Origin of the sequence: Burkholderia sp. Ed8, assembly GCF_040761425.1 — a bacterium.
In the GTDB taxonomy this organism is placed as follows: Bacteria; Pseudomonadota; Gammaproteobacteria; order Burkholderiales; family Burkholderiaceae; genus Burkholderia; species Burkholderia seminalis.
Window position 1 is genome coordinate 1,746,770 of the sequence record NZ_CP142886.1, and the last position, 21,724, is coordinate 1,768,493.

Below are 21,724 nucleotides of genomic sequence, written 5' to 3' on the forward strand. Positions count from 1 at the left end.
TCGGGCGCACCTCGCGATACATGCGCAACTCACTTCGCGCGCTGCATGAACGACGATGCGTTGCTCAAAGTGTTGTATCGAGGTCGCAACGCGAATCGAAAAAAGGATTTTTCGTGAGCGAACCCTTTTATCGCTCAGGAAAAGATGGTACAAACCGTTCTAAATTGATGGTGAGAATTTATGCTCAACTGGGATGACGAGAAGACTGCCGTAACCCCCGCGAGCGGAGCGCAGCAAAACGCGTTGCGCACCTCCGCCGGGATGGCTGTCGGAATGCAGGCCGCTGCGCCTGCCGCCCATCAGGTCCGTGACATTTTCGAAGGCGATCTTGCGGTGCCGCCGCAAGCATCGGCTGTTCCCGCCGGCGGTACGGAAGCGCGGGTCAATGTCGCCGACAAGCGCATCATCAACGGCCAGACTGACGTGAATCAGCTGGTGCCGTTCAAGTACAAGTGGGCGTGGGAAAAGTATCTGGCCGGTTGCGCGAACCACTGGATGCCGCAGGAAATCAACATGTCCCGCGACATCGCTCTGTGGAAGGACCCGAACGGTCTGACCGAGGACGAGCGCCGCATCGTGAAGCGCAACCTCGGCTTCTTCGTGACGGCCGATTCGCTCGCGGCGAACAACATCGTGCTCGGCACGTACCGCCACATCACGGCGCCCGAGTGCCGGCAGTTCCTGCTGCGCCAGGCGTTCGAGGAAGCGATCCACACGCACGCGTACCAATACATTGTCGAATCGCTCGGTCTCGACGAAGGCGAGATCTTCAACGCGTACCACGAGGTCACGTCGATCCGCGCGAAGGACGAATTCCTGATTCCGTTCATCCACACGCTGACGGACCCGGCCTTCAAGACCGGCACGCTCGAAGCGGATCAGAAGCTGCTGAAGTCGCTGATCGTGTTCGCCTGCATCATGGAAGGCCTGTTCTTCTATGTCGGGTTCACGCAGATCCTCGCACTCGGCCGCCAGAACAAGATGACGGGTGCTGCAGAGCAATATCAGTACATCCTGCGCGACGAGTCGATGCACTGCAACTTCGGCATCGACCTGATCAACCAGATCAAGCTCGAGAATCCGCATCTCTGGACCGCGGAATTCCGCGCCGAGATCCGCGAGCTGTTCAAGCAGGCTGTCGAACTCGAATACCGCTACGCCGAAGACACGATGCCGCGCGGCGTGCTGGGTTTGAACGCGTCGATGTTCAAGAGCTACCTGCGTTTCATCAGCAACCGCCGTTGCCAGCAGATCGGCCTCGATCCGCTGTACCCGAACGAGGAAAACCCGTTCCCGTGGATGAGCGAGATGATCGACCTGAAGAAGGAACGCAACTTCTTCGAGACGCGTGTGATCGAGTATCAGACGGGGGGCGCGCTGTCCTGGGAATAACCCGCAGCAGCGAACCCGTCACATGATGTGAGCAGCCGGCGGCCTCTCGGCCCCGGCCCAAGGTTTAGGAGCAAGAACGCCTGATGCAAAGCATGCCCGGTGCCTTAACGGCCCAACGATACGACAGGCACTTTGCGAACCCTTCAGTGGGATGGGCAAACTTCCCTCCGGATAAAGCGGACGGCCGTGTGGCGGTCCGCTTGATCAAGCGATTAGGGGTAGCGGCGCGCGGTGCGCCGGCTACCGACTTGATTTGGCGCGCGAGGCCGAGTGGTCACGCGCGCCATACCGTATTCATTAGCGTAAGCGCGCGGTATCTGCGTACGCCGATGAATAGCCCGCTTCGAAGCGCACGTCCTGAACAGCGTCCGCGGGAAGCGGGTTTTGACGAAGGGTGTAGTTTGAACTGACTCTCATCTGAACCTGAAGGAGAACAACATGGCTACTGCCAAGAAGAAACCGGCTGCTAAGAAGGTTGCTGCCAAGAAGACCGTTGCGAAGAAGGCTGCTGCTCCGGCGAAGAAGGCCGCTGCAGTGAAGAAGGTCGCAGCGAAGAAAGTCGCCGTGAAGAAGGTTGCTGCGAAGAAGGCAGCACCGGCGAAGAAGGCCGCAGCGAAGAAGGTCGCAGCCAAGAAGGTCGCAACGAAGAAGGTTGCAGCCAAGAAGGTCGCAGCGAAGAAAGTCGCCGTGAAGAAGGTTGCTGCGAAGAAGGCGGCACCGGCGAAGAAGGCTGCTGCGAAGAAAGTTGCAGCGAAGAAGGTCGCCGTGAAGAAGGTTGCTGCGAAGAAGGCGGCACCGGCTAAGAAGGCTGCCGCGAAGAAGGCGGCACCGGCGAAGAAGGCTGCCGCGAAGAAGGCTGCGCCTGCGAAGAAGGCTGCCGCGAAGAAGGCTGCGCCTGCCAAGAAGGCTGCCCCTGCGAAGGCGGCTGCTGCGCCGGCGAAGAAGGCTGCTGCACCGAAGAAGGCCGTCGTGAAGAAGGCTGCGCCGGCAACGACCGCGTCGACCGCATCGGTTGCGCCGGCATCGGGCGTGAAGACCGCGCTCAACCCGGCAGCGGCATGGCCGTTCCCGACCGGCAGCCGTCCGTAATCGCGGCTGACCAGCACCACCCGGACACTCACGTGGTGTCCGCGGGTTGAGTAGCGCTACTCAATCAGTCCCGCCATCTGGCTCAGGTGGCGGGATTTTTTTCGTCCGTACTCGCCGCAGCCGACACCTCGGCGAGTACGGACGAAAAAAACGCATGTGCAGCGTCGCACATGCGTTCGACCGCGGCTTGCGCCGCGTGCTGAGGATACCGGTTAGTGCGTGACGCGCGTGACGCCGCCGCTCGACAGCAGTCGTACGCGCTCGCCTGCACGGAACGCTTCGCCGCTGGCCGCCTGCGTGATCGAGCGCAGATCGCCGTTGTCGAGGCGCACGGTGATTTCGACACCGTTCGCCGTGCTGAGGTTTTCGCCCACGGCGTTACCCGCGACCGCGCCGACGAGGCCGCCCGCGATCGCCGTCAGGATCGAGCCCTTGCCGCCGCCGATCGCGCTGCCTGCGACCGCGCCGAGTGCGCCGCCGCCGAGCGTGCCGATCGCGCTGCCGCCGCCGTCGGACTGGATGCGTACCGCGCGGACGCTTTCGACCGTGCCCATGCGGACCGTCTGTTCGCGCTGCGCCTGGCCGACGCTATAGACATCGGCGGAACCGGGTGCCGTGAAGCAGCCGGCGAGCGTCAGCGTGGCCGTCAGCATGGCCGCGAGCGTGAGGGTTTTGTTCGTCAACATCTTTGCTCTCCCACAATATTCATTTGAGACTGTAACCGAATGCAGTCTCGAAGCGTGCGTCGATTTCCGCGCGCGTCAGTACGTAACTCTGGGGCCCCTGGTGGGCGATCTTGAGCGAGCCCATCAGGCTGGCGAGGCGCCCCGTGGTCGCCCAGTCGAGGCCATGCTCGATGCCGTACAGCAGGCCGCCCCGGAAGGCGTCGCCGCAGCCGGTCGGATCGGCGATGCGCTCGGCCGGTACGACAGGAATCTGCTCCGTGCCCTGCTTGTGGCGGATGGTCGCGCCGTGCTCGCCACGCGTAATGACGAGGGCGTCGACCCGGCTGGCGATTTCATCTTCGGACCATCCCGTCTTGTCGCTCACCAGCTTGGCCTCGTAGTCGTTGACCGCCACATAGGTCGCAAGTTCAATGCTGCGGCGCAGCGTCGCACCGTCGAACAGCGGCAGACCCTGGCCCGGGTCGAACACGAACGGCACACCGGCCTTGGCCAGTTCTTCCACGTGCTGCACCATCCCGTCGAAGCCGTCCGGGCCGACGATCGCGAGCTGGATGTCCGGCGCGTCGCCCGCATGGTTCAGGTGCGACTGCATCATCGCGCCCGGGTGGAACGCGGCGATCTGGTTGTTGTCGAGATCGGTCGTGATCATCGCCTGCGCCGTATAAGTATCGGGCAGCACGCGAACGTGGTCGCGGCGCAGGCCGAGCTGGTCGAGCCGGTCGAGATACGGCTGCGCGTCGAGCGCGCCCATCGTCCCCATCATGCGCGCATCGCCGCCCAGCAGGTGCAGCGCATACGCGATGTTGCCCGCGCAGCCGCCGAATTCGCGGCGCATCGTCGGCACGAGGAAGCTCAGGTTGATGAGGTGCACCTGGTCGGGCAGGATGTGCTCGCGGAACCGCCCTTCGAAGGTCATGATGGAGTCGTAGGCGATCGAGCCGCAAATCAGCGTAGCCAAGGTGTGCGTTCCTGTAGAAATGAGGGACCCTGCGCGACAACGCCGCGCGAAGGGCGCGGCGCGGCAGGGGAAAGCGGTAGAAAGCTTACTTCAGTGCGGCGAGCGCTGCATCGTAGTTCGGCTCGTCCTTGATTTCGCCGACGAGTTCCGCGTGGATCACCTTGTCCTGCGCGTCGAGCACGACGACGGCACGGGCGGTCAGGCCGTTCAGCGGGCCGCTCGTCACGTCGACGCCGTACGCGTTCGCGAACGCGCGGCCGGTGCGGAACGTCGAGGCCGTCACGACGTTGGCGAGACCCTCGGTCGTGCAGAAGCGCGTGGCGGCGAACGGCAGGTCGGCGGACACGACGACCACGACCGTGTTGTCGAGCGACGACGCGGCTTCGTTGAACTTGCGGGTCGACGTCGCGCAGGTCGGCGTGTCGAGGCTCGGCACGATGTTCAGCACTTTGCGCTTGCCGGCGAAGCTGGCGAGCGACAGGTCGGCGAGGTCCTTGCCGACCAGCTTGAAATCGGCGGCTTGGGCGCCGACGGCCGGGAACGTGCCGGCGAGATCGATCGGGTTGCCACCCAGCGTAACTTTGCTCATGTTCGTGCTCCGAAATAGCGCGCCGCTTGAGGCGCGCGGGTTGAGACGGGCGCGCATGCGCGCGCCGCGGTGCGTCACGGATAGAAGATCTGGACGCGGAAATTCGAGGCGGGCGTGCCGTTCGTTTCGAGGCGGACGACCATCGTCTGCGTGGTGCCGGGCGGCAGCCCGGCGTCGATCGGCGTGCCCGGACGCACGTAGTCGCGCGGTGCGAGCACGCGGCGCACGGTGACGCGATTGGCGTCGTCGAGCAGCGTGAGTTCGAGCGACGGGTACGCGAGCGCGACGCGGTAGCGGTTCGTCAGCGGTACCTTCAATTCGAGTTCGCGCGGCCCGTCGAGCTGGCGCAGGTCGGTCGCGTCGAGCCGCAGGCCGTCGATTGCGCGCGGCGGCGCGACCGTGCAGCCGAGCGGCGCGCAAGCCTGCCGGAACCAGCCCTGCGTGACGGGCCAGTCGATCATCAGCGTTTCGCGTTGCCACCACGCGAGCTGCGTGAAGAGCAGCACGGCCAGCACCGCCGCGACGAGGCCGCCGAAGAAACCGCCGAGCATCCCGCGCGGCTGCGGCGCGCGCGTCTCGCGCGTGACGGCGAAGTGCGGGCGGTCGTCGTCGGACAGTGCGGCCGGGAATGGTGCCGCCGGCTCGGCTGCCGCCGCGGGCGCGGCCTGATCATGACGGGGGAACGCATCGGATCCGGATCCGGTTGCGGGTTCGGGTTCGGTGACGGCCGGCGCCGGCGTGAACGCAAAACGCGGCTCGCGCGGTGCGCGTTCGTCGTCCGGCACGGCGAAGTGCGCGTGGCCGGCGGGTTCGGCGGCATCGGGCGTGGCTTGCGGTTCCGACGGGAGGTGGGCGACGAAGCGCGGCTCGCGCGGGTCGCGCTCGATCGGCGCGGGCGAGGCAGCGGTGTCGTGTTCCGTCGGCTGCGAATGCGGTTCGGCCGGTTGCTCGACGCCAGTCGAAGCGGCGTCGAGTTCGGTCGGGGACGGGAACGGCACGGGCGTGCCCGACAGATGAACGACGCCGGCTTCCGCGGCCGGGAGCGCGAGCGGCACCAGCGGCTCGACGCGGACGGTCTCGACGCTGTGCTGCAGCGACGGATCGACGCCGGCATCGAGCCACGGCGCCCACATGTCCCAGCCTTCCGGCTTGTAATCGGTGTGGGACGGCGACGCGGCCGGCGCGTCGGCGGTGAACAGCCGTGCGGGCGGGGCCTGATGATGCGCGTCGCCGTGGTCCGGCGCCGCAGCCGCGTCGGTCAGGGCCGGTTCGGGCTGCGGCGCGTGCTCGGGAACGAGCGATTCGGACGCGTTGAAGACTTCGTGGCAATGGCCGCAGCGCACGAGCCCGTCATGCAGCGAGAGCTGTTCCTGCTGCAGCCGGAAGACGGTTTCGCAATGAGGGCAGCGCGTCGCAAGAAGCATGTCGAGCCGGGCGGCCTGCTGGCCAGAGTGAAGGACAGCGCTATTCTAATGGCTTTCCCGCCGGGTTCCGGCGAGGCATACCCAACCTTCGTGTTCACGCCAGACCGAGATGTCGACGTAGCGCGCGTAGACGGCCGCGACTTCGTCCGCCTGGCGCGCGAGCACGCCCGACAGCGCGATGCGCCCGCCCGGTTTGACCTTCGATGCGAGCATCGACGCCATCAGCTTCAGCGGGTTCGACAGGATGTTCGCGACGACGATGTCGAACTCGCCGTCCGGGCATGCGTCGGGCAACCCGTACGTGACTTCCGCACGGTTGCGCTCGCTGTTCTGCCGCGCCGATTCGACGGCTTGCGGATCGATGTCGATGCCGATGACGGGGTTCGCCCCGCATTTCTTCGCGAGGATCGCGAGAATGCCCGAGCCGCAGCCGTAGTCGAGCACCGACTGGCCGGGCTTCACCGACTGTTCGAGCCACTCCATGCACAGACGGGTAGTGGGGTGGCTGCCGGTGCCGAATGCGAGGCCCGGATCGAGTTCGAGGACGAGCGCATCGGGATCGGGCGCGTCGTGCCACGACGGCACGACCCAGATCCGCTCGCCGATCGGGATCGGCTCGAACTGCGATTGCGTGAGCCGCACCCAGTCCTGTTCCTCGACTTCGCGGACGACGAACTTCGGCGTTTCGGCGATGCCGATCTCGTTCGCGGCCGCGGCGAGCAGCACGGCCGGCTCATGGTCGGCCGACAGCAGCGCGACCACGCGCGAGTGCTGCCACGCGGTGCGGTCGGGCACGAGGCCCGGCTCGCCGAAGAGCGGCTGTTCGTCGGGCGTGTCGGCGTCGGCGTCCTCGACGGACACCGACAGCGCGCCGAGGTCGAGCAGCGCGTCGGACAGCGCCTCCGCATGCTCACGGGCCAGTTCGACGACGAGTTCGCGATAGCTCATGCTTACGCTTCTTCCGGTGCGACCTGCTGCTTCTGCGCGAGCCGGTTTTCGAGATAGTGGATGCTGGTGCCGCCTTCGACGAACTTCGAGTCGATCATCAGCTCGCGGTGCAGCGGGATGTTGGTCTGGATGCCTTCGACGACCATTTCCGACAGCGCGATGCGCATGCGGCGGATCGCCTGCTCGCGCGTCGCGCCGTAGGTGATCAGCTTGCCGATCATCGAATCATAGTTCGGCGGCACGAAATAGCCATTGTAGGCATGCGAGTCGACGCGCACGCCGGGGCCGCCCGGCGTATGCCACGACGTGATCCGGCCCGGCGACGGCGTGAACTTGAACGGATCCTCGGCGTTGATCCGGCATTCGATCGCATGTCCGCGGAACTGGATGTCGCGCTGGCGCAGCGCGAGCTTCTCGCCGGCCGCGATGCGGATCTGTTCCTGCACGATGTCGACGCCCGTGATCAGCTCCGATACCGGGTGCTCGACCTGCACGCGCGTGTTCATCTCGATGAAGTAGAACTCGCCGTTTTCGTACAGGAATTCGAACGTGCCCGCACCGAGGTAGCCCATCTTCTTGCAGGCGTCCGCGCAGCGGTCGCCGATGCGGTCGATCAGGCGGCGCGGAATGCCGGGCGCCGGCGCTTCCTCGATCACCTTCTGGTGGCGGCGCTGCATCGAGCAGTCGCGCTCGCCCAGCCAGATCGCGTTCTTGTACGCGTCCGACAGCACCTGGATCTCGATGTGACGCGGGTTCTCGAGGAACTTCTCCATGTACACCTGCGGGTTGCCGAACGCACGGCCGGCTTCCTCGCGGGTCATGTTGACCGCGTTGACGAGCGCAGCCTCGGTGTGCACGACGCGCATCCCGCGTCCGCCGCCGCCGCCGGCCGCCTTGATGATGACCGGATAGCCGATCGCGCGCGCAATCTTGACGATCTCCTTCGGATCGTCCGGCAACGCGCCTTCCGAGCCCGGCACGCACGGCACGCCGGTCTTGATCATCGTCTGCTTCGCGGTGACCTTGTCGCCCATCATCCGGATCGTTTCCGGGCGCGGGCCGATGAACGTGAAGCCCGACTGCTCGACGCGCTCCGCGAAATCGGCGTTTTCCGACAGGAAGCCGTAGCCGGGGTGGATCGCCTCGGCATCGGTGACTTCCGCGGCGCTGATCAGCGCCGGCATGTTCAGGTAGCTCAGGTTCGACGGAGCCGGGCCGATGCAGACGGCTTCGTCCGCGAGGCGCACGTACTTGGCTTCCTTGTCGGCTTCCGAGTAGACGACCACCGTCTTGACGCCGAGCTCGCGGCACGCGCGCTGGATGCGCAGCGCGATTTCACCGCGGTTGGCAATGAGGATTTTTTCAAACATAGCGAGTATTCGTCTCTTCGAGGGGCGCGCGAACGGCGCCAGGCGAGCATCTCGGCGGCGCGCGGCCGGGACGGCCGCGCGGCGGGCTTAGCCGATCACGAAAAGCGGCTGGCCGTATTCGACGGCCTGGCCGTTCTCGACGAGGATTTCCTTGATCACGCCGGCCTTGTCCGACTCGATCTCGTTGAGCAGCTTCATCGCTTCGATGATGCAGATGGTCTGGCCTTCCTTGACCGTGTCGCCGACCTGGACGAACGGGTCCGCGCCCGGCGACGGCGCGCGATAGAACGTGCCGACCATCGGCGACGTCACGACGTGGCCTTGCGGTGCGGCCGGTGCGGCGGGAGCGCCCGCGGCCGGCGCGGCAGCGCCTTCGGTCGGCAGCGCGGCCGACGGAGCGGGCGCGCTGACTTGCGGGGCATACCCAGCCGTCGGCTGCACGTAGACCGGCGGTGCGTTCTTGACGATGCGCACCTTGCCTTCGCCTTCCGTCACTTCCAGCTCGGAGATGCCGGATTCGGAAACGAGGTCGATCAGAGTTTTCAGCTTACGAAGATCCATCGGGAATTCCCCTTTCAATACGTGAAAGCGCCGGTTAGGGGCCGGCGCTGAATCTAGATCGCGAAATCAGCCGCGCGACGTGCCTTGCAGCTTGTCCAGCGCGTACTCGAGCGCGTACAGATAACCTTTCCAGCCGAGCCCGCAGATCACGCCTTCGGCCTGGTCGGAAAAGTAGGAGTGGTGCCTGAACGCTTCGCGGCGATGCACGTTCGACAAGTGAACCTCGACGAACGGGATGCCAACGCCGGCGATCGCGTCCCGGATCGCAACGCTCGTGTGCGTGTACGCGGCCGGATTGATCAGGATGAAATCGGTCTGTTCCTCCCGCGCGGCCTGGATGCGGTCGACCAGCGCACCTTCATGGTTACTCTGGAACGACGACAACTCGGCGCCGGCTTCCCGGGCGCGCGCGGCAAGCGCCTGATCGATCTGAGCGAGCGTGACGCGGCCGTACACCTCCGGTTCCCGGGTGCCGAGAAGGTTCAGGTTGGGGCCGTGCAGCACCAGCAATCGTGTCATGGTCGCTTCTATTTCTGCGGAATTGCGCGAACTTTAGCGCTATTTAGAGAAATTTGTCTAGTTTTGCCGAACGGCCGGGCGCGACGGACCTGCAAGAATTACCGGCATGGAAGCAAAGTATCGGCGAATTCACGCGAAATTGCGGCGATCGACAGGCAAATCGCCGCCAACGTGCGGGCCGCCGTTCGGGCCGGTTACAGCGCGTCGAGCGTCTTTTTCAGCTCGGCCGGCTGGATTTGTCCCAATTTTGTCTCGCGAATCTTGCCGGTTTCGTCGATCACGACCGTAAACGGCAACGCGCCGGCGGTATTTCCAAAATTACGGGCCAGATCGGCGCCTGCGTAACCGCTGACGAAGACCGGATAGTCGACCTTTACCTTCTGCAGGAAGTTCTTCACGTTCTGCTCGGAATCGACGCCGATCCCGATGAAACGGATGCCTTTCTGCTTGTACTGGTGCGACAGTGCGACGAGCTCGGGCATTTCCTCTACGCAGGGGCCGCACCACGATGCCCAGAAATTGACGACGACCTTCTGGCCCTTGAAAGCGGCCAGCGAGGCCGGCTTGCCGTCGGTGCCCGTCAGCGACGACGCCCACAGCTGGTCGACCGGGTTGCCCTGCGCGGCGGGCGCGGCGACGGCGACGCCGTCGTCGGCACTGCCGCGGAACCAATGGCCGGCGGTCAGTCCGCCGGCGACGGCGGCGGCCGCGACCACCGCGAGCGCCAACATGCGTTTCATCATCATCGTTGAATCATTCCGGTTCGGAAGGGGTCTTGCCTGCCTCGACGAGCGCGCGCAGCGCGGCGGCATCGGCGCGGGCGACGCGGCCGCGCGCGTCGGCCTTGACCGCGCCGCGCAGGTCGTCGCTCGCATAGAGCGCGAGATGGATGCCGATCGCGTCCATGTCGCGCCGTGGGCGCCACAGGAAACTGAGCGTCTCGACGTCGGCGCGGCCCGCGAAGTGCCGCGTCTCGGAGACGTCGTACTGGACGTTCTGGTTCAGCAGGTAGATGGCGACGTCCTTCGGGTTGTCGGTGAATGCCTGCAAATGGATATCCGAATGGGCGTTCGCGGTGCCGTTCAGCACGGCGCCCGTCACATAGGGATGGAACTCGGCGAGCCGGCGCATCCAGTCGAGCGCGATCTCGCGCAGGCGGCGCAGTTCGTCCGGCTGGGTATCGCTCTGGAACAGCGCGAGGTATTCGCGCAGTTCTTCCTCGATCTGGTCGTTATCCGGCAGCCATTCGCCGGCAACGCGCGAATCGCCCAGCAACTGGCGCGCGGCCTTGCGCTTCGCGCCGGCATAGTCCAGGCCGTCCTCCGCGATCAGGCGGGCGGCGGATTGGGCGATTTCCTCGCGGACGCGCCGCGGGTCGAGAAGGGATTTGCGAGACATGATCCGGCAATCATACTCGATCGCCGACGGGCCCGAGCACGGGTACGGCGGGCCGCCACCCGACGCCCGGCCGGGGTTCGCCCGCATCGTTCGGGCCGCCGGGCAGCGCAGGCCGTCAGTTACAATAGCCATCTTTGTGTCGCGGCAAAAGTCGTGGGTCGGCGCCGGTCGCGCGGTCCGTCCGGCGCGCCGCACATGCATCCTTTCCGAATCGACGGCGCCCGGCGGCGCGAAAGCATTCATCTCTATGCACATCCATATTCTTGGCATCTGCGGCACCTTCATGGGCGGTCTCGCCGTACTCGCGCGCGAAGCGGGCCACACGGTGACGGGTTGCGACGCGGGCGTCTATCCGCCGATGAGCACCCAGCTCGAGGCACAGGGCATCACGCTGATCGAAGGCTACGGCGCCGAACAGATCGACCTGAAACCGGACCTGTTCGTGATCGGCAACGTCGTCACGCGCGGTAATCCGCTGATGGAGGCGATCCTCGATCGCGGCCTGCCGTACGTGTCGGGCCCGCAGTGGCTCGGCGAGCACGTGCTCGCCGGCAAGTGGGTGCTCGCGGTCGCGGGCACGCACGGCAAGACGACCACGTCGTCGATGCTCGCGTGGCTGCTGGAGGACGCGGGCCTGAACCCCGGTTTCCTGATCGGCGGCGTGCCGCTGAATTTCGGCGTGTCGGCACGGCTCACCGACTCGAGCTTCTTCGTGATCGAGTCCGACGAGTACGACACGGCGTTCTTCGACAAGCGTTCGAAGTTCGTCCACTACCGGCCGCGCACCGCGGTGCTGAACAACCTTGAATTCGATCACGCCGACATCTTCCCGGATCTCGCCGCGATCGAGACGCAATTCCACCATCTCGTGCGCACCGTGCCGGGCGTCGGCCGGATCGTCACGAACGGCCGCTCGGACGCGCTCGAACGCGTGCTGGCGCGCGGCTGCTGGAGCGAGGTCGAGCGCTTCGGCGTCGACGGCGGCTGGCAGGCGCTGCCGGCCGAGGACGGCGTGCCGGTCGACGAGCGCTTCGCGGTGTACTCGCAGGCCGAGCGCGTCGGCGAAGTCGCGTGGCAGGTGCAGGGCGACCACAACCGGATGAACGCGCTCGCGGCGATCGCCGCCGCGCGCCACGTCGGCGTGCCGCCCGCGCAGGCGGCGGCGTCGCTCGCGTCGTTCCGCAACGTGAAGCGCCGGATGGAAGTGCGCGGCAGCATCGACGGCGTGACCGTCTACGACGATTTCGCGCACCATCCGACCGCGATCGAAACCACGATCGCCGGCCTTCGTGCGCGCATCGGTCGCCAGAATGCCCGCATCCTCGCCGTGCTCGAGCCGCGCTCGAACACGATGAAGCTCGGCGTGATGAAGTCGCAATTGCCGGCCAGCCTCGCCGATGCCGATCTCGTGTTCGGCTACGGCGCCCCGACGGGGCGCGACGCGCTCGGCTGGAATCTCGGCGAGTCGCTGGCGCCGCTGGGCGACAAGGCACGCGCGTTCGACGATCTCCACTTGCTGGTGAAGGCCGTCGTCGAGGCCGCGCGCCCGGGCGACCACGTGCTCGTGATGAGCAACGGCGGCTTCGGCGGCGTGCACCAGAAGCTGCTCGATGCGCTCGGGAGCCGCACGTGATCCTGTATCTGCACGGCTTCCGGTCGTCGCCGGAATCGCAGAAATCGCGGCTGCTCGCCGCGCGCATGGCCGAACTCGGCCGTACCGGCGAGTGGCGGTGCCCGTCGCTGTCGGTGTCGCCGCTCGAGGCGATCGCGGTGGCCGAAGCGGAAGTGGCGGGCGCGCGCGACGTGACCGTCATCGGCAGCTCGCTCGGCGGCTATTACGCGACGTGGCTGGCGGAAAAGCACGGCTGGAAGGCCGTGCTGCTGAATCCGGCCATCGTGCCGCAACGCGATCTCGAGCAGCACCTGGGCGAACAGCCGCTGTGGCACGGCGGCGGCACGATCGTCGTCGAGCGCCGTCACCTGCATGAGCTCGACGCGCTGCGCGTGCCGGCAATCACGCGCGCCGAACGCTACTATCTGTTCGCGGCGACCGGCGACGAAGTGCTCGACTATCGCGAGATGCTGGCGCATTACCCGGGTGCGAAAACGCGCGTGATCGAAGGCAGCGATCACGGGATCAGCGAATTTGCCGACTATGTCGACGACGTTCTCGCATTTTGCGACGGAAAGACGTCATAAACCGGCCCGGTGCCGATCGAATTCCCATCATCATGCGGTGCCGCCGACGCGGCGCCGGGCAGTCTGAACGAGAGTACTGAGTGAACGTTTTCTTCGAGGAATCGGGCAGTTTCAAGGCGGGCAGCGTGCTGTCGCGCCAGGGCGATGCATTTCAGGTCGAGTTGCCCGGCGGGCGGCGCGCGAAGGTCCGCGCGAAAGACGTGCTGATCGAATTCGAGAAGCCGGCCGCGAGCGAGCTGATGCAGGAGGCCGACACGGCCGCGCAGCAGATCGACCTGGATTTCCTGTGGGAATGCGCGCCGGCCGACGAGTTTGCGTATACGGCGCTGGCCGCCGAGTATTTCGGCGCGGCCTACGGCCCGGTCGAGCGCGCGGCGCTGGTGCTGCGGCTGCATGGCTCGCCCGTCTACTTCCGCCGCAAGGGGCGCGGCCAGTATCAGCGCGCGCCGGAAGAGCAGCTCAAGATGGCGCTCGCGTCGCTCGAGCGCAAGCGCCAGCAGGCGCTGGTCCAGGCGCAGTACGAAGAGGAACTGAAGGCCGGCAAGCTGCCGGACGCGTTCGCGGGCAAGGTGCTCGGGCTGCTGACGCGGCCAGACAAGAACGCGATCGAATACAAGGCGATGGAAGCGGCGGCCGGCGCGCGCGGCGTGTCGCCGGCGCGGCTGATGCTCGACTGCGGCGGCATCGCGTCGCCGCGTGCGCTGCACGAGGCGCGCTTCCTCGCGGAATTCTTCCCGCACGGCACGGGCTTTCCGCCCGTCGCGGTCGGCCCGCTGCCGGACGATCTGCCGCGCGCGAACGTCGAGGCATTTTCGATCGACGACATCACGACGACCGAGATCGACGATGCGTTCTCGGTCGAGCACCTGTCCGACGGCCGCGTGCGGATCGGCGTGCACATCGCGGCGCCGGCGCTCGGCATCGTGCGCGGCGACGCGGTCGATGCGATCGCGCGCACGCGCCTGTCGACCGTCTACATGCCGGGCGACAAGATCACGATGCTGCCGGACGACGTCGTCGACGTGTTCACGCTGAAGGAGGGCGATTACCGTCCGGCGCTGTCGCTGTACATCATCGTCAACCGCGAAACGCAGGAGATCGTCGCGAACGAGACGCGCGCCGAGCTCGTGTTCGTGAAGAACAACCTGCGCCACAACACGCTCGACGAGCTCGTCACCGAAGAGACGCTCGCGGCCGGCACCGGCGACTATCCGCACAAGGACGACATCGCCGTGCTGTGGCCGCTCGCGCAGGCGCTGTTTGAGAGGCGCCAGGTCGCCCGCGCGGGCTACGGCCTGAAGCGCGAGGTGCAGCGCAACACCGACTACAACTTCTACGTCGAAGGCGAGCACGTGTCGATCACGCCGCGTCGCCGCGGGTCGCCGCTCGACCTGATCGTGTCGGAGCTCGCGATCCTCGCGAACTCGACCTGGGGCGCGTTCCTGCACGACCACACGGTGCCGGGCATCTATCGCTCGCAGCGCGGCTTCGGCGCGCCGGGCCCGAAGCGCACGCGGATGCAGACGACGGCCGCGCCGCACGAAGGCCTCGGCGTGGCCCAGTACGCATGGAGCACGTCGCCGCTGCGCCGCTACGTCGACCTCGTGAACCAGTGGCAGCTGCTCGCGTGCGTGCAGCATGGCGTCACCGCGAAGCTCGCCGCGCCGTTCAAGCCGAAGGACGCCGACCTGTACGCGGTCGTGCAGGGTTTCGACGATACCTATACGGCCTATGCCGATTACCAGCGCCGCATGGAGTACTTCTGGTGCTTGCGCTGGCTCGCGCAGGAGCAGAAGAAGCAGGTGGTCGCGAGCGTCGTGAAGGGTGATCTCGTGCGCCTGGAGGACATTCCGCTGCTGCTGCATGTGCCGGGGCTCGGCGTGCATGCGCGCGGCACGCGCGTGCTGCTCGACGTGATGTCGCTCGACGAGCTGACGATCGAGGCGTCGGTGCGCCTGCTGAACGTGCTCGACGCGCCGACCGTGACGAGCGGCGACGCGGCCGACGAAGAGGATGACGCCGAAGGCGGCGACGACACGCTGGTCGACGCGGAAGACGCGTCGGCGGAAACCGAAGCCGAAGCGCTGGCCGAAGCGGACGGCGCGGCATCGGAGGCGGGCGGCGAAGCCGCGAACGGCAACGACGGCGAAGAAGGGCGCGCATCATGACCGCGGCGGTGTCGACGAGCGGTGCCGACCGCTATGTCGTGTTCGGCAACCCGGTGGCGCACAGCAAGTCGCCGTTCATCCACGCGCAGTTCGCCGCGCAGACGGGCGAGCCGATCGAGTATGCGCACCGGCTTGCGCCGGTCGACGGCTTTGAAGCCGCCGTGCGCGCCTTCGTCGCCGAAGGCGGCCGCGGCGCGAACGTGACGGTGCCGTTCAAGCTCGAGGCGCATGCGCTGGCCGACTCGCTGTCGCCGCGCGCGGCGGCGGCGGGGGCGGTGAACACGCTGCGCATCGATGCCGACGGCCGTATTCACGGCGACAACACCGATGGCGTCGGCCTCGTGCGCGACATCGAAGCGAATCTCGGCGTGTCGCTCGCGGGCGCGCGCATCCTGCTGCTCGGTGCGGGCGGTGCGGCGCGCGGCGTCGTGCTGCCGCTGCTCGACCGCGCGCCGCTGTCGATCACGATCGTGAACCGCACCGCGAGCAAGGCCGAGGCACTCGTCGGCCAGTTCATGCAGGCCGCGCACGATGCGGGCTGCACGCTCGCGGGCGGCGGCCCCGACGTCGTGCGCGCGGAGCCGTACGACGTGGTGATCAATGCGACGGCCGGCAGCCTCGACGCCGCGTTGCCGGAATGCGACGCGGCCGCGTTCGGCGCGGGCACGCTCGCATACGACATGATGTACGGCGCGCAGCCGACCGTGTTCATGCAGCACGCGGCGTCGCTCGGCGCGCGCACGGCCGACGGGCTCGGGATGCTCGTCGAACAGGCGGCCGAATCGTTCTTCATCTGGCGCGGCGTGCGGCCGGACGGCGCACCGGTACTGGCCGCGCTGCGCCAGGCGCTCGCGGCGAGCTGACCGGAGCGCGGCACGTGGTGGCGGTGAGCAGCACGCAGCGCACGCGATCGGTGAGCCTCGCTCGCTGGATCGCCTATGCGGGATCGGTGTTCGCGCTCGCGTGGCTCGCGACGCAGCTGTTCTATCTTGCGCAGATCGCGTTGTGGTCGTTCGTGAACCCGGGCTCGACCGCGTTCATGCGCACCGACGCGTGGTGGCTGTCGCGCGCGACGCCGCCCGCGCAGATCCAGCACCAGTGGGTGCCGTACGACCAGATCTCGCGCAACCTGAAGCGCGCGCTGATCGCGTCCGAGGACGCGACCTTCGCGACCAACAACGGCTACGACGTCGACGCGATCCTGCAGGCGTGGGAGAAGAACAAGGCGCGCGGCAGGATCGTCGCGGGCGGCTCGACGATCACGCAGCAACTCGCGCGCAACCTGTTCCTGTCGCGCGAGAAGAGCTACATCCGCAAGGGGCAGGAGCTCATCATCACGTGGATGCTCGAAGCGGTGCTCGACAAGGAGCGCATCTTCGAGATCTACCTGAATTCCGTCGAATGGGGCCGCGGCGTGTACGGCGCCGAGGCGGCCGCACGCTATTACTACAAGGTTCCCGCGAGCCGGCTCGGTGCATGGCAGTCGGCGCGTCTCGCGGTGATGCTGCCGAAGCCGCGCTGGTTCGACGCGCATCGCGGCTCGGCCTACCAGGCACAGCGCGCGGCGGTCATCGCGCGCCGGATGGGGACGGCCGAACTGCCGCAATCGGAGTGAGCGGCGCGAGCGCGCCGTCGCATTGTCCGTTCCGTCGCCCGTGCGCCATTGCTGCGCCGCAACGCATTCGTGTCGCGCGCATGTCGGGCCACATCCGTTAGACGAATTCGTCTATTTCGCTTTCCTGAGCAATGCGGGCGACCGTGCGTTTTTGTTTGCCTGCATGGCACGAATTTCGCCCTTTTTTAGTCGCTGCGGGTAAACGCGAAAGCCGATGAAAGCGACGTGAAATGCAACGTTTCACGATTCGAAGCATTCCTGAAAGGTGTGCGCCGCACCCTTGGCCGGCCAAATATTTCAAAATTTTTCAAAGCTGACGGGCTCGCGTATATTGGCCAGCGCCTCGGCTCATCGGCCGCAAGCGAGGCGGGGGGCGGCTTATCCGGCTGCTCGACACAAAAAACATCCGAGAGAAGGAAAGCAACGATGCCAGCGAGCAAAGCGAAGCTGTTGTTGGGGGTAGTGTTTTCTTCGCTGATCCTGACGGCCTGCAACGACGACGTGACATCGTCCGCCGCTGCGAACGCCGCCAATTCAGCCGATCCCGCCGGTCAGGCGGACCAGGCTTACAACGATCCGAACAGTTATTCGTCGAGCGCGAACGCGTCGCTCGACCCCGCCGCCGCGGTTGAAAAGGCCGCCGTCACGCATCACCAGATCACGCTGAACGGCAAGACGATCCGCTACACGGCCACGGCCGGCCACCTCGTCGCGCGCAATCCGCAGACCGGCGCGCCCGAAGCCTCGTTCTTCTACGTCGCCTACACGGCCGACAACCAGCCCGCGGCGAAGCGGCCCGTCACGTTCCTGTACAACGGCGGCCCGGGCTCGGCATCGGTGTGGCTGCACCTCGGTTCGTTCGGCCCGCGCCGGATCCAGACGGGCGACCCGAACGCGAATACGTCGACGTTCCCGTTCGTCGACAACCAGGAAAGCCTGCTCGACACGACCGACCTCGTGTTCGTCGATGCGATCGGCACCGGCTTTTCCGAAGCGATCGCGCCGAACACGAACCAGACGTTCTGGGGCGTCGACCAGGACGGCGGCGCCTTCCGCGATTTCGTCACGCGCTACCTGACCGTGAACCAGCGCACCGGTTCGCCGAAATACCTGTTCGGCGAATCGTACGGCACGCCGCGCACCGACGTGCTCGCGAACCTGCTCGAGACGGCCGGCGTGAAGCTCGACGGCATCGTGCTGCAGTCGTCGATCCTGAACTACAACACGAACTGCGACATGGCGAGCGACTACGTCGGCAACTCGAACAACGGGGCGAGCCCGGTGAGTTGCGCGGGCTTCGTGCCGTCGTACGGGGCCGTCGGCGCGTACTATCAGCTCGACAATCCGAACCCGTCGAACCTGCCGCAGTACGCGGACCAGATGCGCCTGCTGACGGCCGGCAGCTACGCGCCCGCCGTGAACGCGTACCTCGCGAGCCATACGCCGCCGCCGCCGAACCTCGTGACGACGATGGTGAATGCGACCGGCGTGAAGCAGTCGCTGTGGAATGCGGACTTCAACGTGATCCCGACCTTCTTCGACAACAGCTTCCAGCTGTCGCTGGTCCCGGGCACGCTGATCGGCCGCTACGACGCGCGCGTGAACGTGCCCGTGTCGAGCCCGCTCGCGGCGGACGGCGATCCGTCGAGCTCGTTCATCACGAAGCCGTTCACCGACACGATCGGCCGCTACCTGCCGAACGAACTGAAGTACACCGCGCAGTCGGCCTACTCGGTGAGCAGCAACGCGATCAACACGTGGGACTGGACGCACGACGGGCTCGCGATGCCCGACACGATTCCCGACCTCGCCGCGGCGCTGACGCTGAACCCGCAGCTGAAGGTGCTGTCGTTGAACGGGTATCACGACATCGCGACGCCGTTCTACCAGACCGAGCTCGACCTCGCGCGGCTCGGGACGCAGCCGAACCTGACGATCAAGGACTATCAGGGCGGACACATGGTCTATCTCGACGATACGTCGCGTCCGCAGGAGAAAGCCGACCTCGTGACCTTCTACAACGCGGCCGCGCACTGATGCAGCGCCGGGCCGGCGTCGGGCGCCCGCGAGGGCGCCGTCCGCCGTCCGTCGACGACCTCATTCCAGACTGGAGCCTGATATGAAGAACCGTTTCATCGTCGTTGCCGCGGCGCTCGCATGGGTCGGCGCCGCAGCATCCGTATCCGCGTTCGCGCAGGCGAGCGATTCCATCGCACCGGCGCGTGCGCGCCAGGCGCAGCTCGGCGATCCGTACGTGCCGCCGGCCGCGCGCCGCGCGACCGCCGGCACGCAGACGACCGGCGCCGCGCTGCATGCGCAGGTGGTGCGCAAGCTCGCGAGCCAGTTCAGCGCGGCCGACACGCAGAACACGGGCTCGATCACCGAGTCGCAGGCGCGCGCGGCCGGCCTCGGCTATGTCGCGAATCACTTCCGGCAGATCGATGCGGGCGGCAACGGCCGCGTGTCGTTCGCCGACGTGCAGCGCTACATGCAGGCACGCAGCACGAGCAGCCAGCAGTAAGCGCGGCGGATCGTGAACCAACGGGGGCGGAACCCGCGACACGGCGGGTTCCGCCCCCGTGTTCATGGCGCGGCCGTTGCCTCGCACCCGCGGCCGGTTTCCGCCGGATTCTCATTATCTGGACAACGCATTCAAATATTGGAGCCGAGTGCGCGCGCTCCTACAATCCGAAGCACATCGACAGCTTCGGACCCACGCATCGCGCGGCGCCCGTCGCACACGGAGACACCTTCCATGAAGTTCGCCGGGCGCTTTACTCGGTGCATCGACCGCCGCCACGCCGCAGCACGGGACCTCGTTCCGGCGCCGCGCGTGCGGCTTCACCGATTCCGTTGAAGAAGCCCGTTCCATGACCAAGATGCCCGATTCCCTTGCCCTCGACGCCCGGCGCGCGACGCCGGCCGATGTCTCGCTGACCGACAGCATCGGCGCGACCAGCACGCCGCTCGATCTCGCCGCGCAGCAGGCCGGCACGCAGACGCTGCTGCGCGGCCTCGCGATCCTCGAGGCGATCGCGAACGGCGCGCGCGACATGCGCGCGATCGGCGCGGCGCTCGGGACGACGCGCAGCACGACGCACCGTCTCGTCAGCAGCCTCGTGCAGGCGCGCTACCTGCGCCAGGTGCAGGGCGGCTACCTGCTCGGCCCGAAGCTGATCGAGCTCGGCACGATCGCGCTCGAGCAGATGCCGCTCACCGCGGTGGCGCGGCCGCATCTCGAAGCGCTCGCGGAAGCGACGCTCGACACGATCCACCTCGGCGTGCGCGACGGCGACGACGTGCTGTACATCGACAAGATTCCCGGCACGCGCGGCCTCGAGATGCGCTCGCGCGTCGGCCACCGGATGCCGCTCGCGTCGACCGGCATCGGCAAGGCAATGATGCTCGACCTCGATCCGGACCTGTGGCGTTCGCTGTTCGAGGCCGCGCGACGCGCGCTGGCCGGCGTCAATTTCAAGCCCGACAACCGGCCCGAGACGAGCGCGTTCCTGCAGCGCATGGCCCACTACGCGGCCGGCGGCTATACGTTCGACCTCGAGGAGAACGAGGCGTCGATCCGCTGCGTGGCCGCACCGATCCGCGACGCGTCGGGCGCGATCGTCGCGGCCGTGTCGGTCGCCAGCACCATTCCGTACATGCCGCACGACCGGATGGACGAACTGATTCCGCTCGTGCAGCGCGAAGCGCGAGCCATTTCCGCGGAACTGGGCTGGAGCCCGCCGCAGGGTACCCGCAGGATCAAACGATGACCACTTCGACCCGGCCCGCTCCGGACGCCAGCACCGCCTTTCCGTCGCTGATCGCGCTCGACTGGGGCACGACGTCGCTGCGCGCCTACCTGTACGACGCGCGCGGCGCGCTGCTCGACACGCGCAGCCGCGCGGCGGGCGTGATGCATGTGCCGGGCGGCGGCGCGCGCGCGTTCGACGCCGTCTTCGAGGAAGCGTGCGGCGACTGGCTCGACCGCACGCCCGGCCTGCCGGTGCTTGCCGCCGGGATGGTGGGCAGCGCGCAGGGCTGGCGCGAGGCGCCGTACGTCGCGGTGCCGGCCGGCGCCGACGCGCTCGTCGCGGGCCTCATCACGGTGACGACGTCGCGCGGCGCGACGGTCTCGATCGTGCCCGGCGTGATCGCGACGGGCGAACTGCCCGACGTGATGCGCGGCGAAGAAACGCAGATCGTCGGCGCACTCGCGAGCGATCCCACGCTTGGCGCCGATCGTTCAGGGGTACTGATCGGCTTGCCGGGCACGCATGCGAAATGGGCGTGGGTGAAGCACGGGTTGATCGAACGTTTCCAGACCTTCATGACGGGCGAGCTGTTTGCCGTGCTGCGCGATCACACGATCCTCGGCCGCACGATGCGCGCGGGCGCCTCGCCCGACCGCGACGCATTCGTGCGCGGCGTGTCGGTCGCGCGCGGCGCGCAGCGCACCGGGCTGCTCGCGACGATTTTCAGCACGCGCACGCTGGGGCTGACCGACCGGCTCGCGCCCGATGCGCAGGGCGACTACCTGTCGGGCCTGCTGATCGGCCATGAACTCAATGCGCTCGACGCGATGCTCGCGGAGCGCGGCATCGCGCTCGCGGACCAGCCGCTCTTGCTGATCGGCGACGACGGCTTGTGCGCGCGCTACGTCGACGCGCTCGAGGTATTTGGCCATGCGCATGCGCGCGTTGCCGCGCATGCGACCGAGCGCGGCCTGTGGCGCATCGCGTCGCGTGCCGGGCTCGTGCGCGCGGACGGCGAGCCCGTCTGCGCCGACCAATGAACTGCTTGCAGAGGAA

Annotated in this window: 22 protein-coding genes; 12 read left to right on the plus strand and 10 right to left on the minus strand. The window is 67.1% G+C overall.

What is annotated here, in order from left to right; all coding sequences use genetic code 11:
- The first annotated feature begins 180 nt into the window (after positions 1-180).
- From VXM69_RS22065 to VXM69_RS22075, 3 genes are all read left to right on the plus strand, one after another.
- Positions 181-1,392: a ribonucleotide-diphosphate reductase subunit beta gene (locus tag VXM69_RS22065; protein WP_034186381.1), complete on the plus strand. Its 1,212-nt coding sequence runs from the start codon at positions 181-183 to the stop codon at positions 1,390-1,392.
- Positions 1,393-1,475: 83 nt separating this feature from the next.
- On the plus strand, positions 1,476-1,802 hold the full coding sequence (locus tag VXM69_RS22070) for a hypothetical protein (protein WP_080287729.1): 327 nt from the start codon (positions 1,476-1,478) through the stop codon (positions 1,800-1,802).
- Between the two features lie 28 nt (positions 1,803-1,830).
- Entirely contained in the window at positions 1,831-2,481 is a 651-nt protein-coding gene (locus VXM69_RS22075; protein WP_034186382.1) for a histone H1-like DNA-binding protein, read from the plus strand.
- 212 nt (positions 2,482-2,693) lie between these two features.
- Here the strand turns inward: VXM69_RS22075 and VXM69_RS22080 are convergent, their stop codons facing one another.
- The 10 genes from VXM69_RS22080 to VXM69_RS22125 all read right to left on the minus strand — a co-directional run bounded on the left by VXM69_RS22080 (position 2,694) and on the right by VXM69_RS22125 (position 10,934).
- On the minus strand, positions 2,694-3,167 hold the full coding sequence (locus VXM69_RS22080) for a glycine zipper 2TM domain-containing protein (RefSeq protein WP_034186383.1): 474 nt from the start codon (positions 3,165-3,167) through the stop codon (positions 2,694-2,696).
- A 19-nt stretch (positions 3,168-3,186) separates the two neighbouring features.
- Positions 3,187-4,125, minus strand: coding sequence for a carbohydrate kinase family protein (locus VXM69_RS22085; protein ID WP_034186384.1), 939 nt, complete (start codon positions 4,123-4,125; stop codon positions 3,187-3,189).
- An 85-nt stretch (positions 4,126-4,210) separates the two neighbouring features.
- The gene (gene tpx, locus VXM69_RS22090; protein WP_034182673.1) at positions 4,211-4,714 is read right to left on the minus strand and encodes a thiol peroxidase; all 504 of its coding nucleotides are present in this window, start codon (positions 4,712-4,714) and stop codon (positions 4,211-4,213) included.
- 74 nt (positions 4,715-4,788) lie between these two features.
- The gene (locus VXM69_RS22095) at positions 4,789-6,138 is read right to left on the minus strand and encodes a DUF3426 domain-containing protein (RefSeq protein WP_367190162.1); all 1,350 of its coding nucleotides are present in this window, start codon (positions 6,136-6,138) and stop codon (positions 4,789-4,791) included.
- Between the two features lie 45 nt (positions 6,139-6,183).
- Positions 6,184-7,086, minus strand: a complete 903-nt coding sequence (gene prmA / locus VXM69_RS22100; RefSeq protein ID WP_034186386.1) for a 50S ribosomal protein L11 methyltransferase — start codon at positions 7,084-7,086, stop codon at positions 6,184-6,186.
- A 2-nt stretch (positions 7,087-7,088) separates the two neighbouring features.
- Positions 7,089-8,456 carry an acetyl-CoA carboxylase biotin carboxylase subunit gene (gene accC, locus VXM69_RS22105; RefSeq protein ID WP_034186387.1) on the minus strand — a complete coding sequence of 456 codons (1,368 nt, stop codon included), beginning with the start codon at positions 8,454-8,456 and terminating at the stop codon, positions 7,089-7,091.
- 87 nt (positions 8,457-8,543) lie between these two features.
- Entirely contained in the window at positions 8,544-9,017 is a 474-nt protein-coding gene (accB, locus tag VXM69_RS22110; protein WP_034186388.1) for an acetyl-CoA carboxylase biotin carboxyl carrier protein, read from the minus strand.
- 66 nt (positions 9,018-9,083) lie between these two features.
- Complete coding sequence (gene aroQ / locus VXM69_RS22115) at positions 9,084-9,536, minus strand: type II 3-dehydroquinate dehydratase (protein ID WP_011350880.1); 453 nt, start codon at positions 9,534-9,536, stop codon at positions 9,084-9,086.
- Positions 9,537-9,730: 194 nt separating this feature from the next.
- Positions 9,731-10,282 (minus strand): TlpA disulfide reductase family protein, encoded by a 552-nt coding sequence (locus VXM69_RS22120; RefSeq protein ID WP_069706789.1) that lies wholly within the window; start codon positions 10,280-10,282, stop codon positions 9,731-9,733.
- A gap of 7 nt (positions 10,283-10,289) precedes the next feature.
- Positions 10,290-10,934 carry a hypothetical protein gene (locus VXM69_RS22125; RefSeq protein ID WP_034186444.1) on the minus strand — a complete coding sequence of 215 codons (645 nt, stop codon included), beginning with the start codon at positions 10,932-10,934 and terminating at the stop codon, positions 10,290-10,292.
- A gap of 247 nt (positions 10,935-11,181) precedes the next feature.
- Here VXM69_RS22125 and mpl point away from each other — a divergent pair, with 247 nt between their 5' ends.
- The 9 genes from mpl (at position 11,182) to VXM69_RS22170 (ending at position 21,708) form a co-directional block, all read left to right on the plus strand.
- Positions 11,182-12,567, plus strand: coding sequence for a UDP-N-acetylmuramate:L-alanyl-gamma-D-glutamyl-meso-diaminopimelate ligase (gene mpl / locus VXM69_RS22130; protein ID WP_367190163.1), 1,386 nt, complete (start codon positions 11,182-11,184; stop codon positions 12,565-12,567).
- A complete protein-coding gene (locus VXM69_RS22135; protein WP_034186391.1) occupies positions 12,564-13,133 on the plus strand; it encodes a YqiA/YcfP family alpha/beta fold hydrolase in 570 nt (189 codons plus the stop codon). Before mpl ends, VXM69_RS22135 begins: the two co-directional genes overlap by 4 nt.
- A gap of 80 nt (positions 13,134-13,213) precedes the next feature.
- Complete coding sequence (locus VXM69_RS22140) at positions 13,214-15,301, plus strand: RNB domain-containing ribonuclease (protein ID WP_226251553.1); 2,088 nt, start codon at positions 13,214-13,216, stop codon at positions 15,299-15,301.
- On the plus strand, positions 15,298-16,164 hold the full coding sequence (gene aroE / locus VXM69_RS22145) for a shikimate dehydrogenase (RefSeq protein WP_034186393.1): 867 nt from the start codon (positions 15,298-15,300) through the stop codon (positions 16,162-16,164). Before VXM69_RS22140 ends, aroE begins: the two co-directional genes overlap by 4 nt.
- A gap of 14 nt (positions 16,165-16,178) precedes the next feature.
- Positions 16,179-16,916 (plus strand): monofunctional biosynthetic peptidoglycan transglycosylase, encoded by a 738-nt coding sequence (gene mtgA / locus VXM69_RS22150; RefSeq protein WP_034186394.1) that lies wholly within the window; start codon positions 16,179-16,181, stop codon positions 16,914-16,916.
- 426 nt (positions 16,917-17,342) lie between these two features.
- Complete coding sequence (locus tag VXM69_RS22155; RefSeq protein WP_367190164.1) at positions 17,343-18,953, plus strand: S10 family peptidase; 1,611 nt, start codon at positions 17,343-17,345, stop codon at positions 18,951-18,953.
- Between the two features lie 82 nt (positions 18,954-19,035).
- Positions 19,036-19,437 (plus strand): EF-hand domain-containing protein, encoded by a 402-nt coding sequence (locus VXM69_RS22160; protein WP_367190165.1) that lies wholly within the window; start codon positions 19,036-19,038, stop codon positions 19,435-19,437.
- Positions 19,438-19,786: 349 nt separating this feature from the next.
- Positions 19,787-20,686: an IclR family transcriptional regulator gene (locus VXM69_RS22165; RefSeq protein ID WP_034186397.1), complete on the plus strand. Its 900-nt coding sequence runs from the start codon at positions 19,787-19,789 to the stop codon at positions 20,684-20,686.
- Complete coding sequence (locus tag VXM69_RS22170) at positions 20,683-21,708, plus strand: 2-dehydro-3-deoxygalactonokinase (RefSeq protein WP_034186398.1); 1,026 nt, start codon at positions 20,683-20,685, stop codon at positions 21,706-21,708. The genes VXM69_RS22165 and VXM69_RS22170 overlap by 4 nt, the downstream gene beginning before the upstream one ends.
- The last annotated feature ends 16 nt before the right edge of the window (positions 21,709-21,724 follow it).

Excerpts from the sequence above, each read along its gene's own strand:
- VXM69_RS22065 (WP_034186381.1), top strand. The coding sequence starts at position 181 with ATGCTCAACTGGGATGACGAGAAGACTGCCGTAACCCCCGCGAGCGGA.
- VXM69_RS22070 (WP_080287729.1), top strand. The coding sequence starts at position 1,476 with ATGCAAAGCATGCCCGGTGCCTTAACGGCCCAACGATACGACAGGCAC.
- VXM69_RS22075 (WP_034186382.1), top strand. The coding sequence starts at position 1,831 with ATGGCTACTGCCAAGAAGAAACCGGCTGCTAAGAAGGTTGCTGCCAAG.
- VXM69_RS22080 (WP_034186383.1), bottom strand. The coding sequence starts at position 3,167 with ATGTTGACGAACAAAACCCTCACGCTCGCGGCCATGCTGACGGCCACG.
- tpx (WP_034182673.1), bottom strand. The coding sequence starts at position 4,714 with ATGAGCAAAGTTACGCTGGGTGGCAACCCGATCGATCTCGCCGGCACG.
- VXM69_RS22095 (WP_367190162.1), bottom strand. The coding sequence starts at position 6,138 with ATGCTTCTTGCGACGCGCTGCCCTCATTGCGAAACCGTCTTCCGGCTG.
- prmA (WP_034186386.1), bottom strand. The coding sequence starts at position 7,086 with ATGAGCTATCGCGAACTCGTCGTCGAACTGGCCCGTGAGCATGCGGAG.
- accC (WP_034186387.1), bottom strand. The coding sequence starts at position 8,456 with ATGTTTGAAAAAATCCTCATTGCCAACCGCGGTGAAATCGCGCTGCGC.
- accB (WP_034186388.1), bottom strand. The coding sequence starts at position 9,017 with ATGGATCTTCGTAAGCTGAAAACTCTGATCGACCTCGTTTCCGAATCC.
- aroQ (WP_011350880.1), bottom strand. The coding sequence starts at position 9,536 with ATGACACGATTGCTGGTGCTGCACGGCCCCAACCTGAACCTTCTCGGC.
- VXM69_RS22120 (WP_069706789.1), bottom strand. The coding sequence starts at position 10,282 with ATGATGATGAAACGCATGTTGGCGCTCGCGGTGGTCGCGGCCGCCGCC.
- VXM69_RS22125 (WP_034186444.1), bottom strand. The coding sequence starts at position 10,934 with ATGTCTCGCAAATCCCTTCTCGACCCGCGGCGCGTCCGCGAGGAAATC.
- mpl (WP_367190163.1), top strand. The coding sequence starts at position 11,182 with ATGCACATCCATATTCTTGGCATCTGCGGCACCTTCATGGGCGGTCTC.
- aroE (WP_034186393.1), top strand. The coding sequence starts at position 15,298 with ATGACCGCGGCGGTGTCGACGAGCGGTGCCGACCGCTATGTCGTGTTC.
- VXM69_RS22155 (WP_367190164.1), top strand. The coding sequence starts at position 17,343 with ATGCCAGCGAGCAAAGCGAAGCTGTTGTTGGGGGTAGTGTTTTCTTCG.
- VXM69_RS22160 (WP_367190165.1), top strand. The coding sequence starts at position 19,036 with ATGAAGAACCGTTTCATCGTCGTTGCCGCGGCGCTCGCATGGGTCGGC.
- VXM69_RS22165 (WP_034186397.1), top strand. The coding sequence starts at position 19,787 with ATGACCAAGATGCCCGATTCCCTTGCCCTCGACGCCCGGCGCGCGACG.
- VXM69_RS22170 (WP_034186398.1), top strand. The coding sequence starts at position 20,683 with ATGACCACTTCGACCCGGCCCGCTCCGGACGCCAGCACCGCCTTTCCG.